This is a genomic window from Streptomyces sp. NPDC096324 (assembly GCF_044763015.1).
Lineage (GTDB): Bacteria > Actinomycetota > Actinomycetes > Streptomycetales > Streptomycetaceae > Streptomyces.
Map to the genome: position 1 here is coordinate 505,559 of NZ_JBIWFK010000004.1, position 14,373 is coordinate 519,931.

General features: G+C 72.5%; 12 protein-coding genes. 5 read left to right on the forward strand and 7 right to left on the reverse strand.

The genetic code is table 11. The features are described 5' to 3' along the window. Positions 1-36: 36 nt before the first annotated feature. The 5 genes from ACIQ7M_RS13005 to ACIQ7M_RS13025 all read right to left on the reverse strand — a co-directional run bounded on the left by ACIQ7M_RS13005 (position 37) and on the right by ACIQ7M_RS13025 (position 6,532). Positions 37-3,168 carry an efflux RND transporter permease subunit gene (locus ACIQ7M_RS13005; RefSeq protein WP_403643070.1) on the reverse strand — a complete coding sequence of 1,044 codons (3,132 nt, stop codon included), beginning with the start codon at positions 3,166-3,168 and terminating at the stop codon, positions 37-39. A 158-nt stretch (positions 3,169-3,326) separates the two neighbouring features. Then, positions 3,327-4,004: a response regulator transcription factor gene (locus ACIQ7M_RS13010; RefSeq protein WP_355772567.1), complete on the reverse strand. Its 678-nt coding sequence runs from the start codon at positions 4,002-4,004 to the stop codon at positions 3,327-3,329. Further along, positions 4,001-5,296 (reverse strand): sensor histidine kinase, encoded by a 1,296-nt coding sequence (locus tag ACIQ7M_RS13015; protein ID WP_403643074.1) that lies wholly within the window; start codon positions 5,294-5,296, stop codon positions 4,001-4,003. The genes ACIQ7M_RS13010 and ACIQ7M_RS13015 overlap by 4 nt, the downstream gene beginning before the upstream one ends. Before the next feature lie 133 nt (positions 5,297-5,429). After that, positions 5,430-5,708 carry a hypothetical protein gene (locus ACIQ7M_RS13020; RefSeq protein ID WP_355772573.1) on the reverse strand — a complete coding sequence of 93 codons (279 nt, stop codon included), beginning with the start codon at positions 5,706-5,708 and terminating at the stop codon, positions 5,430-5,432. Positions 5,709-5,737: 29 nt separating this feature from the next. Beyond that, positions 5,738-6,532 (reverse strand): PspA/IM30 family protein, encoded by a 795-nt coding sequence (locus tag ACIQ7M_RS13025; protein WP_355772592.1) that lies wholly within the window; start codon positions 6,530-6,532, stop codon positions 5,738-5,740. Between the two features lie 245 nt (positions 6,533-6,777). Here ACIQ7M_RS13025 and ACIQ7M_RS13030 point away from each other — a divergent pair, with 245 nt between their 5' ends. Then, entirely contained in the window at positions 6,778-7,404 is a 627-nt protein-coding gene (locus tag ACIQ7M_RS13030; protein ID WP_355772576.1) for a DUF3043 domain-containing protein, read from the forward strand. Between the two features lie 83 nt (positions 7,405-7,487). Then, complete coding sequence (locus tag ACIQ7M_RS13035; RefSeq protein ID WP_355772579.1) at positions 7,488-8,189, forward strand: methyltransferase domain-containing protein; 702 nt, start codon at positions 7,488-7,490, stop codon at positions 8,187-8,189. A 216-nt stretch (positions 8,190-8,405) separates the two neighbouring features. On the opposite strand, the gene ACIQ7M_RS13040 is transcribed toward ACIQ7M_RS13035, so the two are convergent. Then, entirely contained in the window at positions 8,406-8,618 is a 213-nt protein-coding gene (locus ACIQ7M_RS13040) for a hypothetical protein (protein ID WP_355772582.1), read from the reverse strand. Positions 8,619-8,731: 113 nt separating this feature from the next. Between ACIQ7M_RS13040 and ACIQ7M_RS13045 the strand changes: the two genes are divergently transcribed. Continuing rightward, the gene (locus ACIQ7M_RS13045) at positions 8,732-9,931 is read left to right on the forward strand and encodes a bifunctional adenosylcobinamide kinase/adenosylcobinamide-phosphate guanylyltransferase (RefSeq protein WP_403643079.1); all 1,200 of its coding nucleotides are present in this window, start codon (positions 8,732-8,734) and stop codon (positions 9,929-9,931) included. A gap of 75 nt (positions 9,932-10,006) precedes the next feature. On the opposite strand, the gene ACIQ7M_RS13050 is transcribed toward ACIQ7M_RS13045, so the two are convergent. Then, positions 10,007-11,074 carry a class I SAM-dependent methyltransferase gene (locus tag ACIQ7M_RS13050; protein WP_403643082.1) on the reverse strand — a complete coding sequence of 356 codons (1,068 nt, stop codon included), beginning with the start codon at positions 11,072-11,074 and terminating at the stop codon, positions 10,007-10,009. 122 nt (positions 11,075-11,196) lie between these two features. On the opposite strand from ACIQ7M_RS13050, the gene cobT reads away from it, so the two are divergent. Continuing rightward, positions 11,197-12,348, forward strand: coding sequence for a nicotinate-nucleotide--dimethylbenzimidazole phosphoribosyltransferase (gene cobT / locus ACIQ7M_RS13055; RefSeq protein ID WP_403643084.1), 1,152 nt, complete (start codon positions 11,197-11,199; stop codon positions 12,346-12,348). A 206-nt stretch (positions 12,349-12,554) separates the two neighbouring features. Beyond that, positions 12,555-14,357, forward strand: coding sequence for a phosphatidylglycerol lysyltransferase domain-containing protein (locus tag ACIQ7M_RS13060; protein ID WP_403643086.1), 1,803 nt, complete (start codon positions 12,555-12,557; stop codon positions 14,355-14,357). The last annotated feature ends 16 nt before the right edge of the window (positions 14,358-14,373 follow it).

Here is a 14,373-nt window from a genome sequence, read left to right on the forward strand (position 1 = left end):
CCGAGGGGCGCCTCTTCTCTTCTTTGTCGGAACCGATCAGACTCCGGCCGGCTCCGGGGACTTGTCCTCGTCGGCGACGGCGCCCGTGACGGTGCCGGACTTCGCCTCGCGCTTCGCCGCCCGCTTCTTCGCCCGGCGCTCCTTGCGGAGTTCGAGCATCGCGTACAGCGTCGGGACGAGCAGCAGCGTCAGCAGCGTCGACGTGATGAGACCGCCGATCACGACCACCGCGAGGGGCTGCGCGATGAAGCCGCCCTCACCGGTCACGCCCAGCGCCATCGGCAGGAGGGCGAAGATCGTCGCCAGCGCCGTCATCAGGATCGGGCGGAGCCGGTGCCGGCCGCCCTCGATCACGGCCTCGACCACGCCGTAGCCCTGTGCCCGGTACTGGTTGACGAGGTCGATCAGCACGATCGCGTTCGTCACCACGATGCCGATGAGCATCAGCATGCCGATCATCGCGGGAACACCCATCGGGGTGCCCGTGACGACGAGCAGACCGATCGCGCCGGTCGCCGCGAACGGGATCGACACGAGCAGGATCAGCGGCTGGACCAGCGAGCGGAACGTCGCCACGAGCAGCATGAAGACGATCGCGATCGCCGCCAGCATCGCCAGGCCCAGGTTCTTGAACGCGTCGCTCTGGTCCGAGGAGACACCGCCGATCGAGGCGGTGGCACCGGCGGGCAGCTTCAGCTTCGCGAGCTTGGCCGTGAGGTCGTTGCTGACCGCGCCGGTGTTGTCGCCGGTCGGCCTGGCGGTGATCGTGGCGGCCCGCTGGCCGTCGATCCGGGTCATCGCGACGGGGCCGTCGACCAGCTTCACCTCCGCGATGTCACCGAGCTTCACCGCGCCGAGCCGCAGCCCGCGCAGCTCCGCGATCGTGGTGACGGGCTTCGCGGACTTGATGACGACGTCACGCTCGGCGTCGTCCAGGATCGCCTTGCCGGTGGTCGTGCCGCGGACCGCCTGGGTGACGGCAGCGCCGAGCGTGGCCTCGTCGAAACCGGCCGCCGCGGCCTTGGAGTTGGCCCGGACCGAGATGCGCGGCACGCTCTGGGAGAGGTCGCTCGTGACGTCGGTGACGTCGTCGAGCTTGGCGACCTCGTCGCGGACCTGGCCGGCCGCCTCGCGCAGCACGGCAGCGTCCGCCGCCTTCACCACGACCTTGAGGTCCTGGCTGCCGAACCCGTCGCCGGCCGCGACCGTGATGGTGCCGGCGCCGGAGAGCGTGCCGAGCTGCTTCTCCACGCGGTCCTGGACGTCCTTCGAGGACGCGGAGTCCTCCAGCATGATCTGGTACGACGCCTGGTTGGTGTCGGTACCGCCGCCGAAGGCCGCCATGAAGCCGGAGGAGCCGATGGTGACCTGGTAGTCCTTGACGCCCTTGACGCCGTCGAGGAGCTTCTCGACCTTCTTCGCCTGCGTGTCGGTCTCGGCCAGGCTGGTGCCCGGCTTCAACTGCTGCTTGACGCTGAGGACTTCCTGCTCGCCCTGGTCGAAGAAGTTCGTCTTCAGCAGGGGTGCCATGCCGAACGTGCCGACGAGGATCGCGGCCGCGATCAGCACGCTGGTCAGCCTGCGGCGGGTGGCGAAGCGCAGCACCGGGACGTAGAAGCGCTGGAGACGGCTGCGCTCCTCCTTCTCCTCGGCCTTGCGGCGGGCCTCCTCGGCGTCCGCCGGGGTGCCCTTGGGCGCGCGCAGGAACCAGTACGAGAGCACCGGGACGACCGTCAGCGAGACGAGCAGGGACGCCAGGAGCGCCGCCGTGACCGTGAGGCTGAAGGAGCCGAACAGCTCACCGACCATGCCGCCGGTCAGTCCGATCGGCAGGAAGACGGCGACCGTGGTGAGCGTCGAGGAGGTGACCGCTCCGGCCACCTCGCGGACGGCGGTGAGGATCGCCTCCTGGCGCTCCTCGCCGTAGCCGAGGTGCCGCTTGATGTTCTCCAGGACGACGATCGAGTCGTCGACGACCCGGCCGATCGCGATGGTGAGCGCGCCGAGCGTCAGCATGTTGAGCGACAGGTCGCGGGTCCACAGCACGACCAGGGCCAGCACCACGGACAGCGGGATGGACACCGCGGTGACCAGGGTGGAGCGGACCGAGGCCAGGAAGAGCAGGATGACCAGGACCGCGAACAGCAGGCCGAGGGCGCCCTCGGTGGTCAGCCCGTGGATGGACTTGGAGACCGCCGGGCCCTGGTCGCTGACGACGGTGATCGCCGAGCCGGCACCGAGGTCGGTGCGCAGGCCGGGCAGCTTGTCCTCGACCGCGTCGGAGATGGCGACGGCGCTGCCGTCGTGGGCCATGGTGACGGTCACGGCGAGGCTCGGGCGGCCGTCGGTGCGCGTGATGGAGTCGGCCTTGGCCTGCTCCTGCTCCACGGTGGCGACGTCGCCGAGGCGCACCGGCTTCTTGCCGGGCTGTCCCACGACCATCAGGTCCTGGATCTGGCGCAGTGAGGTGAAGCCGCCGCCGACCCGGACGGTGCGGTTGCCGCCGTCCTCGTCGAACGAGCCGGCCGGGACGGTCGCGCCGCCCGCCTGGAGAGCCTGGCCGAGGGCGGCCGGGGTGAGGCCCGCCTTGGCCAGCTTCCTGTCGTCGGGCGTGACGGTGACCTGGAGGTCGCGCACACCGGCGACCTGGACCCGGCCGACGCCGTCGATGCCTTCGAGGGCGGGGACGACGGTGCGGTCGAGGCGGTCGGCCAGCGCCTGCTGGTCCTGGCCGGAGGTGACGGCGAGGACGACGGTCGGCATGTCGTCCGTCGAGCCGGCGATGACCTGCGGGTCGACTGCGTCGGGCAGCTGGGCGCCGGCCCGGTTGACGGCCTGCTGGACGTCGGCGACGAGCTGCTTGGTGTCGTTGCCGTAGTCGAAGGACGCCATGATGACGGCGTTGCCCTCGCTCGCGGTGGAGGTGACACCGGTGATGCCGTCGACGCCTTCGAGGCTGTTCTCGATGGGCTCGACGACCTGCTTCTCGACCACGTCGGGAGACGCACCCTGGTACGGCGCGAGGACCGACACCACGGGCAGTTCGATGGTGGGCAGCAGCTGCTGCTTGAGCTGGGGGATCGCTATCGCCCCGAAGACGAGCGCGATGATCGACATCAGCCCTATGAGGGCCCGCTGCGCGAGGCTGAATCTGGACAGCCAGGACATGGGTGGTGGGTCTCTTTTCCGTGGTTCGAGCGGAACGCGGGGGACGGGGGAACTCCCCACGTCACACACCTTGGGTCATGGACGGGCGGTGATCCGTAGCCCTTGGGTCCATTTCCTTACCCGGAACCTACTCCAGCCGCAGTACGCGGAGGTAACGCTCAGTCCACCCTCGGGCGTACCAGCCCCGACTCGTACGCGATGACCACGAGCTGGGCCCGGTCACGGGCGCCGAGTTTGGCCATGGCCCGATTGACGTGCGTCTTCACCGTGAGCGGACTCACTTCGAGGCGTTCGGCGATCTCGTCGTTGGAGTGGCCCGCGGCGACCTGGACGAGCACCTCGCGCTCGCGCCCGGTGAGCGCGTCGAGCCGCTCGGAGCGGATGGCGCCCGGCTCGTCGTCGTCGCCCCGCGCGAGGAAGCGGGCGATGAGGCCCTTGGTCGCGGCCGGGGACAGCAGCGCCTCCCCGCCCGCGGCGATCCGGATGGCGTTCAGCAGTTCCTCGGGCTCGGCGCCCTTGCCGAGGAACCCGGACGCGCCGGCGCGCAGCGACTGCACGACGTACTCGTCGACCTCGAAGGTGGTCAGCATCACGACGCGTACGTGCGCGAGGCCCGGGTCGGCGGTGATCTGCCGGGTGGCGGCGAGTCCGTCGGTGCCCGGCATCCTGATGTCCATCAGCACCACGTCGGCCCGCTCCTCGCGGGTCACCGTCACGGCCTGGGCGCCGTCGGAGGCCTCGCCCACGACCTCCATGTCGGGCTCCGAGTCGACCAGCACGCGAAAGGCGCTGCGCAGCAGCGCCTGGTCGTCGGCGAGCACGACGCGGATCGTCATACGGGGTCCCCCAGGGCAGTCGCGCGGTTCTTGACCGGAAGGATCGCATGGACGCGGAAACCGCCTCCGTAGCGGGGACCGGCCGTGCAGCTCCCGCCGATCGCGGTGACGCGCTCGCGCATGCCGAGCAGCCCGTGGCCGCCGCCCTCCTGCGGCCCGGTGTCCGCTCCGGGGCCGTTGTCCTCCGCTCCCGGTCCGTGCGCCTGTCCCGGGACGGTCTCCCCGCCGGGGCCGGTGCCGTGTCCCGGGCCGTTGTCGAGGACGGTCACCTCCACCACGGGACCGACGCGGACCACGCTGACCTCGGCCTTCGCCCCCGGGCCCGCGTGCTTGCGCACGTTGGTCAGGGCCTCCTGGATCACCCGGTACGCGGCGAGGTCGGCGGCCGCGGGCAGCACCGTTCCGGAGTCGGAACGGGCCACCTCGACGGGGAGTCCCGCGTTGCGGAAGGTGTCCGCGAGCTCGTCGAGCCGGGCCAGCCCGGGGGCGGGCTCGGTCGGGGCCTCGGGGTCGCCGGACTGACGCAGCAGGCCGACGGTCGCGCGCAGTTCGTTCAGCGCGGACCGGCTCGCCTCCCGTACGTGGGCGAGCGCCTCCTTGGCCTGGTCGGGGCGCTTGTCCATGACGTGGGCGGCGACTCCGGCCTGCACGTTGACGAGGGCGATGTGGTGGGCGACGACGTCGTGCAGATCGCGGGCGATCCGCAGCCGCTCCTCGGCGACCCGGCGGCGCGCCTCCTCCTCGCGGGTGCGCTCGGCCCGCAGGGCGCGTTCCTTGATCGCGTGGACGAAGGCGCGCCGGCTGCGGACGGCGTCACCGGCCGCGGCGGCCATGCCGGTCCAGGCGAAGACGCCGAGGTTGTCCTGGGCGTACCAGGGCAGCGGCCCGGCGAGCATGGCGACCGCCGTCAGGACGGTCATGGTGAGAAGGCCGACGCGCCAGGTGGTGGGGCGGTCGGTGGACGAGGCCACGGTGTAAAGGGCGACGACGGCGGACATGGCCACCGGGGCGCGGGGGTCGGCGGTCACCAGTTCCACCACGGAGATGGCCACGGTCGCCGCGAGGACCTTCATCGGGGCGCGGCGGCGGAAGACCAGGGCCGCGGCGGCGAGGACCATCAGGGCGAGGCTGAGGGCGTCCGGGGTGCGGGCGCTCCAGGTCGTCCCGTCGGAGCCGTGCGGGTCGACGAAGGACCCGGCCACCATGGCGACGAGGACGCCGGCCGCGACGGCGGCGTCCAGGGCGAGGCGGTGGTCCCGCAGCCAGTCCCTCATACGCTCCAGGGTGCTCATCCGGTCCACGGTACGGGGCCCCGCCGGGCTGGGAACCTGCCGGTGCGGCACCCACCGCGGGCCCGGCCCGTCGCAGGCCCGGGGCGAGGGCGGCCCCGACGTCCCGGGCGGGCGCCCGGACCGCGGGAAGTGGTCAGCCGGGGATCAGGCCGTCGTCGCTGAGCATCTCGCGGACCTCTTCGAGGGTGGCGTCCGGAGACGGGAGGATGAGCTCCGACGGTTCCAGGGAGTCGTCGGGGAGCGGGGTCCCGGCGGCGCGCACCGCGTCCAGGAGGGCCGCCAGGGTGCGGCGGAAGCCGGACTCGTCACCCCTCTCCATCTCGGTGAGCAGTTCGTCGTCCAGCTTGTTCAGGGTGGTGAGCCGTCCGTCGTCCAGGCTCACCTGCCCCTCCCCCATGATCCGTACGATCATGTCGCCTCCTCAGGCATGGGCCCGCCAGGTCACTGCTTGTCGAAGCGCGGAGTGTCCTGCTGCTGCGAGGGCTGGGACTGGCCGTTGCCGCCCTCGATCGCCTGCTGCTGCGCCGAGGAACCGCCGGCCAGCTCGGCCTTCATGCGCTGCAGCTCCAGCTCCACGTCCGAGCCGCCGGAGATGCGGTCCAGTTCGCTCTGGATGTCGTCCTTCGCCAGTCCGGACTGGTCGTCCAGGGCTCCGGAGGCGAGCAGCTCGTCGATCGCGCCGGCCCGCGCCTGGAGCTGCGCGGTCTTGTCCTCGGCGCGCTGGATGGCGAGTCCGACGTCGCCCATCTCCTCGGAGATGCCGGAGAAGGCCTCGCCGATCCGGGTCTGTGCCTGGGCCGCCGTGTACGTCGCCTTGATCGTCTCCTTCTTCGTACGGAAGGCGTCGACCTTGGCCTGCAGACGCTGTGCCGCGAGGGTGAGCTTCTCCTCCTCGCCCTGCAGGGTCTGGTGCTGCGTCTCCAGGTCGGTGACCTGCTGCTGGAGCGCCGCGCGGCGCGACAGCGCCTCACGGGCGAGGTCCTCGCGGCCGAGCGCGAGGGCCTTGCGCCCCTGGTCCTCCAGCTTGGAGGACTGGTTCTGAAGCTGGTTGAGCTGAAGTTCCAGACGCTTGCGGCTGGTCGCCACGTCGGCGACACCGCGCCGGACCTTCTGGAGCAGCTCGAGCTGCTTCTGATAGGAGTAATCGAGGGTCTCGCGCGGGTCCTCGGCCCGGTCAAGGGCCTTGTTCGCCTTCGCGCGGAAGATCATCCCCATACGCTTCATGACACCGCTCATGGGCTTCGCGCGCCCCCTTCTGACGGACTCCAGCTCCAGGTACTGCAACAGGACCCACAGTACGGGCCCCGCATCCATTACCGCACTGTTCGGGGACGGATGCGCTCATCCCCAAGGACGACTGTGCCCGCCACCGCTCCGGCGTGAGGAGTAGGTGACACCCGGGGTGAACCCCGGAGCGACGTCCCCTCTGTCCAGCACAGACGCACGGTGTTGCCGGATCGTTCCCCACTCGATCGACGTCCATGCTCGCGGACCCCGTACCCTTGGGTTTTGTGTTCCGTAGCCGTGCGAAGGAAGAGAAGGCCCCCGCCGACAAGGCGCCGGTGACCGACTCCAAAGTGACCCGTGACCCTCAGGCCCCCAAGGGCCGCCCCACGCCGAAGCGCAGTGAGGCCCAGACCCAGCGCCGCAGCGTCGCCCAGACGCCGACGACGCGCAAGGAGGCCGCCAAGCGACAGCGCGACGACCGCCGTACGGCGATGGAGCGGCAGCGCCAGGCTCTCGCCAACGGGGACGAGCGTTATCTGCCCGTGCGCGACAAGGGCAAGGTGCGCCGGTTCGCGCGCGACTACGTGGACTCGCGACTGTGCGTCGCCGAGCTCTTCCTGCCGCTGGCCGTGATCATCCTCATGCTGAGCGTGGTGCCGGTCGCCGTTCTCAAGAACGTGGCGCTGCTGCTCTGGCTGGTCGTCATCGTGATGATCGTGGTCGACTCGTTCGTCATCGCGTTCCGCCTGAGGAAGCAGCTCAACGAGCGCTTCCCGGACGAGAACACGAAGGGCGCCGTCCGCTACGCGCTGATGCGCACGCTCCAGATGCGTCGACTCCGGCTGCCGAAGCCGCAGGTCAAGCGCGGAGAGCGGCCCTGAGCACTACGTCGTTCTCCGGGGGCGCGGCAGATGCCTGGCTGAGCAGGCTGGGCGGGCTGCGGGATGTCGTACGACAGGAACTGGTGGCCCGGCAGCTCGATGAGCAGATAACCGGGCGGTATCCGGTGGGACAGCGCCTGCGGGTGCTGGACGTCGGAGCGGGCCAGGGCACCCAGGCCCTGCGGCTCGCGCGGGCCGGCCACCAGGTGACCGGGCTCGAGCGGGACGCCACGATGATGTCCGTGGCCCGTGAGTCGCTGGCCGCGGAGCCCGAGGGCATCCGGAGCCGGGTGCGTCTCATCGAGGGCGACGGGCACGAGACCGGTGTGCACTTCCTGCCGGGCAGCTTCGACGTGGTGCTGTGTCACGGCGTCCTGATGTACGTCGAGGAGCCGGACGCCCTGCTGGCCGGGCTGGCGCGGATGCTGGCCCCGGGCGGGCTGCTCTCGCTGCTCGTGCGCAACGCGGACGCGCTGGCCATGCGGCCGGGGATCGGCGGGGACTGGACGACGGCCCTGGCCTCGTTCGACACGACCGCGTACACGAACCGGCTCGGACTCGACGTCCGCGCCGACCGTCTCGCCACGCTGACCGGCGCGCTCGCCGGGATCGGGGCCCCGCTGCACGCCTGGTACGGGGTGCGCGTCTTCACGGACACGGCGGCCGACGGCGCCCCGGTGCCGCCGGACGCGGAGTCGATGCTGGCCGCGGAGGAGCGGGCCGGACGGACGGACCCCTACCGCCAGGTGGCGGCCCTCCTCCATCTGTGCGGCGTGCGGGGCTGAGGGCCCACGGTCACCGACCGGCTCCGAGCCGCCGACGGGTCCCGGCCACTGTCGGGGCCGTCGGTGTCGGGTCCGTCGCCGTCGGCCGGCCCCGGGTCGCCGAGCGGCCCCGAAGCCCGTCCCGGATCGCCCGGCGGCCCGCCGGTGTCGCTCGCACGGGTGCCGTGGCGGGTGGCGGCGGGTTGCCGGGGTGTGGCCCCGGCAACCCCTACCGGCCTACTCCGCTTCGGCGTGCAGGCTCATCGGGCCGTAGATCTGCGTGCTGTCCTCGAAGAGGAACACCTGGTCGGCGCCACCCGCCACAAGGTCCTTCCACACCTCACCGATCCAGGACTCGGCGTCGCCCTGGGTGGTGAACTCCTCCGGCTGCACCGCGGGTTGGACCTCTGTCCCGTCGGACTTCTCGAACCGCCACGTCCATGCCGCCATGTACGCCTCCAAGGTGTGAGCACACTGCACAGCGGAAGCCGGACAAGATCCGTCTCCCGTCCGAAGCCTAGCCGGACGCGCAAGACGTCCGGGGACACGGAAAAATCGGCGGCGTGGAACTGACTCTGCTCGGCACCGGTGCCCCCGCGGGCCTGCCCCGCCCCGACTGTCCCTGCGCCGCCTGCGCGAGCGCGCTCGGCGAGGAGGCGCGGGCGGCCACCGCGCTGCTCGTGGACGGCACCCTGCTGCTCGACCTCACGCCCGGCGCCGCGTTCGCGGCAGCCCGCTCCGGGCACTCGCTGGGCGGCGTACGGCAGGTGCTGCTCTCCCATCCGCACGACGGGCCCGCCGTGGAGGTGCCGGCCGGGCTGCCGCAGCCCGGCCGGGTGCCCGACGGCCGGGAGTTGGCGCTGCTGACCGGTCACCGGGTGCGGGCGGTGCCGATGGACGCGCCCGGCACGGGGTACGCGGTGACCGGCCCGGCGGGACAGCGGCTCCTGTACCTGCCGCCGGGCGCGGCCCCGGCGGGTCTGGACGAGAACGGCGAGGCCTACCACATGGTGCTCCTGGACGTCGTGGGGCGGCCCGACGCGCTGGCGAGGCTGCGCGCGGCCGGCGCGGTCGACCCGACGACGGACGTGATCGCGGTGCACCTCGACCACGACGTGCCCCCGGGGGCCGAACTGCGCAGGCGGCTCGCCGCGGCGGGCGCGCGGGCCGTGCCCGACGGGACGACGCTCGACGTGGGCGTGTACGAGGACGTGCCCGACGTGCCGCGCAGGACGCTGGTGCTCGGCGGAGCGCGGTCGGGCAAGTCGGTGGAGGCGGAACGGCGGATGGAGGCCTTCGCCGACGTCCTGTACGTCGCCACGGGAGGGACGCGCGGCGGGGACTCCGAGTGGACGCAGCGGGTGAGGATCCACCGTGAGCGGCGGCCCGGCTCCTGGGGGACCGTCGAGACCTGTGACCTGGTCCCCCTCCTCGCGGAGGACGGCCCGCCCCTGCTCGTCGACTGTCTCTCGCTGTGGCTGACGGACGCCATGGACGCGGTGAACGCCTGGGACGACGCCGAGTGGTCGGGGGGCGGTGAACGCGCCCTGCGCGCCCGCGTGGAGGAACTCGTCGCCGCTGTCCGCCACACCCGTCGCACGCTCGTCGCCGTCTCGAACGAGGTCGGCTCGGGCATCGTGCCGGCCACGGCGTCCGGACGCCGCTACCGCGACGAACTCGGCCGTCTGAACGCGGCCTTCGCCGGGGAGTGCGAGCACGTGCTGCTGGTGGTGGCGGGGCAGGCCCTGACCCTGCGGGGCTGACGGGGGAAGACGCCGGGTCCGGGTCGCCCTGATCGCCGTCGGCGGCGGTCAGGGCCTCCTCGGGCCGGCCGGGGTTCAGTCCTCCTTGCGGGCGACGACGCGGTACGCGTTCGAGAAGCGGGTGCGGCGCAGCAGGGGGGCCAGCAGCCGGTCCAGCGCGGCGGCCGAGGCGAGGAGCGGGGCGGAGGCCCGGCTCAGGGCCCGGCGCGTGGTCCGCTGGAGGGGCGTCGGCGGTGCCGGGCGCCAGGGGGAGTCGGGTCCGGGGAGGGCGCGCCCGAGCACCAGGGCGAGGGCGCCCGAGAGGTCGTGGGGGATGTGCGGCTCGCGCCGGTCCGTGGCGACGACCACGCAGCCGAGGGCCTCCAGTTCGCCCAGCAGGTTGGGCAGCGGCATGAGGTGCAGATGGCGCGGCTGGCCGTACGCCGGCCACCACTTGCCGAGCAGCGCGCCGAACGCGCAGTCGGGGTCGGGCACTTCGACCAGGAGGTGCCCGCCGGGTCTCAACACCTCCAGCGCGGCGCGCAGTTCCTCGCGCGGTTCGGCGGTGTGCTCCAGGTGGTGGAGCATGCTCACGACGTCGTAGCGGGCGCGCAGCCGCTCGGCGATCCGCGGGTCGGAGAGCCGTCCGACGTGCGCCTCCTCCACCCGGCCCGCCGCCCGCGCCCGCTCGACGCGCCGGGTCGGGTCGAGGCCGTCGAAGGAGGTGTACGGGTGGACCTGCTTGGCCGCCGCCGGGAAGTGTCCGTGTCCGGTGCCGATGTCGAGCCAGCTCTCCGGTTCCGTGAAGGGCAGCAGGGCGCGGGCCGCCGCGAGGTGGCGTCCGGCTCCGCCGCGGGCGCCGAGCAGCCGTTCGGCGAGGCCGTCGTGGGCGTCCTCGCGCACCTCGCGGCGGTAGAAGGCCAGGCCCTCGGCGGTGAGCCGGGGGTTCTGGAAGGCGTGGGCGCAGTCCCCGCACGCGTCGACGACGAACGTTCCCGGCTTGCGCTGGCGCAGATCCGGCGTCCGCAGGCGGGTGTGCAGGCGGTTCGAGCCGCACCACGGGCAGTCGGCGCGGCGTGGTTCGTGGAACCGGGCGGTGCCCCGGGCGAGTTCGGCCGCGTAGGCGGCGCGGCGTTCGGAGACCGGCTGCGGGGTGGGGGGCATGGACGCTCCTGTCGGGGACGAGCCGTACGACAATCCGATACAAACGGTACGTATGTGATGGGGATCCGGAGCGCAACGACGTGGCGCGGACGCGTTCGATCAGTGCCGGTACTGTTCGGCGAATGAGCCCGCTTAATCTCGACGACTTCACCGATCTGATCGAGCGTCCCGACGGAGGCGTACGCCGTGACGCCGAGGCGTACCGGGAGCGCAGGACCGTGCCGCCCGGGGCGCTGGGCCGCCTCGACGACCTGGGTGAATGGCTGGCGGCGGCGCAGTCCGCGGTGCCGGTACGGCCGATCGAGCACCCGCGCGCCGTGCTGTTCGCGGGCGACCACGGCATCGCCGCCCTCGGTGTGTCGGCGCGCCCCGCGGGCGAGGCCGGCCGGCTGGTGCGGGCGGTCCTGGAGGGCGGGAGCCCCGCGTCGGTGCTGGCCCGGGGGCTGGGCGTGCCCGTGCGCGTGATCGACATGTCGCTGGAGTCGGATCCCGAGGGGCTGCCCGAGGAGGTCGTACGGCACCGGGTCCGGCGCGGTTCGGGGCGGATCGACGTCGAGGACGCGATGACCCCGGACGAGGCCGAGGCGGCGTTCCGGGCCGGTGTGGCCATCGCCGACGAGGAGGCGGACTCCGGTACGGATCTGGTGGTGCTCGGCGACATCAGCGTGGGCGGGACGACGGCGGCGGCCACCCTGGTCGCGGCACTGTGCGGGACCGACGCGTCCGTGGTGACCGGTCGGGGCGGCCAGTCCATCGACGACCTCGCGTGGATGCGCAAGTGTGCCGCGGTGCGTGACGCGCTGCGGCGGGCCCGGCCCGTGCTCGGGGACCAGCTTCAGCTTCTGGCGACGGTGGGCGGGCCCGATCTGGCGGCGATGACCGGGTTCCTGCTGCAGAGCGCGGTGCGCAAGATGCCGGTGATCCTCGACGGTGTGGTGTCGGCGGCGTGCGCGCTGGTCGGTCAGCGGGTCGCCTTCCGGGCGCCGGACTGGTGGCTGGCCGGGCAGCGCAGTGGGGAGCCGGCGCAGGCGAAGGCCTTGGACCGGATGGCCCTGGAGCCGTTGCTCGATCACGGGGTGACCGTGGGTGAGGGGGCGGGGGCGCTGCTCGCGCTGCCGTTGGTCCAGGCCGCGGCGCGCCTTGCGGCGGAGTTGCCGGAGGCCACCGCTGTTCCGGCGGCGGAGGAGACCCCGGACGAACCTTCCGAGTCCGGGTCGGACGCCGGGCCCGAGTCCGAGCCCACCCCGGGCCTCGACTCCGACGCCGACGCGTAGGCCCGGTCCGCCGGGCCGCACCACGAGCTTCCTTCGCCCCCTCCGCCCCTGCCCGTCCCGTACCCGGGGCGCCGCCCCGGACCCCGCTCCTCAAACGCCGGAGGGGCTGATACCTGCCCCGCGACCGACGGGCGGGCCGGAGGGGCTGGATTCTCGGGCACTCAATAACCTCATAGCACCCTTCTTGCCCCATATCATCCCGATACATGGGAGATGTCGGGATTGCGATCGCTGTTGAGCCGGAGCGGGCCTCGGGGCGCCGGAGTGACGGGGAGCGGCGGTCCACGGCCGGGTCCCGGCGGGCCGCCGCTCTCGCCGTCTGGTACCTGCGCGCGGTCACGTTCATCAACTTCCTGAGCGCCGCCTGGGTCTCCCTCGGACAGGACGTGCGACGGCACAACACCGAGAACTACTTCACGCCCTATCTGCTGACCGCCGGCTTCGCGTCCGGTGTGTTCACGATGTTCCTGGCCACCACGATGCGGCGGCGCAAGCGGGCCGCGTGGATCCTCAACTCCGTGCTCGGCGGGCTGTTCCTGCTGCTGTTCGGCGTCGCGATGGCGTTCCCGGAGATCCGCCAGTACACGCAGAACTGGGTCTCCCTCGCGCTGACCGCGGCCTTCGTGGGCTCCCTGGCCGTCGGCCGCCGGGAGTTCTACGCCAAGGGCGACCGGTCGAACCCGAAGCTCGCGGCGGCCGTCGCGATCGGCGGGCTCCTGGTCGCCTCGCTGCTCGCCGCGCTGCTGGTCACCGTCACCAACGACGCGCACGACGCGCACCGTTCGACCTTCCTGGACCGCTGGCGCTACGGCACCCTGCGGCTCGTCTCGGTCGCCGCCGACGACTCCCACTACCCCGGCATCGCCACCCCGAACTGGGTCAACGTCAGCATCAACGTGCTCAGCACCCTGCTGGTCCTCGCCGTCCTCTACGCCGCGTTCCGCTCCCGCCGCGCCGTCGACCCGCTCACCGAGGACGACGAGAAACGGCTGCGGGCGCTGCTGGAACGCAACGGCGACCGGGACTCGCTGGGCTACTTCTCGCTGCGCCGGGAGAAGAGCGTGGTCTGGTCGCCCACCGGCAAGGCGGCGGTGGCGTACCGGGTGGTGGGCGGGGTCTCTCTGGCGAGCGGTGACCCCATCGGGGACCCCGAAGCCTGGCCCGGCGCCATCGAGCCCTGGCTCGCCGAGGCCCGGGAGCACGGCTGGATCCCGGCGGTGATGGGCGCGAGCGAGGAGGCGGGCACCGTCTACTCCCGGCACGGCCTCGACGCCCTGGAACTGGGCGACGAAGCCCTCGTCGAGACGGCCGAGTTCACCCTCGAGGGACGGGCGATGCGGACCGTCCGGCAGGCCTACAACCGGGTCGCGCGGGCCGGGTACCGGGTGCGCATCCGACGGCACGAGGACATCCCGGCCGCCGAGATGACGTATCTGCTCCAGCGCGCGGACGACTGGCGCGACGGCGCGACCGAGCGCGGTTTCAGCATGGCGCTGGGACGGCTCGGCGACCCCGGGGACGGACGCTGCGTGATGCTCGAATGCACCGACGCCGAGGACGGCTTGAGGGCGGTGCTGTCCTTCGTGCCCTGGGGTCCCGGCGGTCTCTCCCTCGATCTGATGCGGCGCGACCGCGACGCGGAGAACGGGCTCATGGAGTTCATGGTGATCGAACTCCTGCGGCGCGCCCGGGAGATCGGGATCACCCAGGTCTCGCTCAACTTCGCGATGTTCCGTTCGGTCTTCGAACGGGGGGCGCGGCTCGGCGCGGGTCCGGTGCTGCGGCTGTGGCGTTCGCTGCTCAGCTTCTTCTCCCGCTGGTGGCAGATCGAGTCGCTGTACCGGGCCAACGCCAAGTACCGGCCCATCTGGGAACCGCGGTTCCTGCTCTTCGAGAAGAGCGCGGACCTGCCGCGCATCGGGGTCGCGTCCGCGCGCGCCGAGGGGTTCCTGGAGGCGCCGGGCCTGCCGAAGTGGCTGCACCGCAAGCACCTGGAGTCGCACCGATGAGACCGGCCGGGGCCGG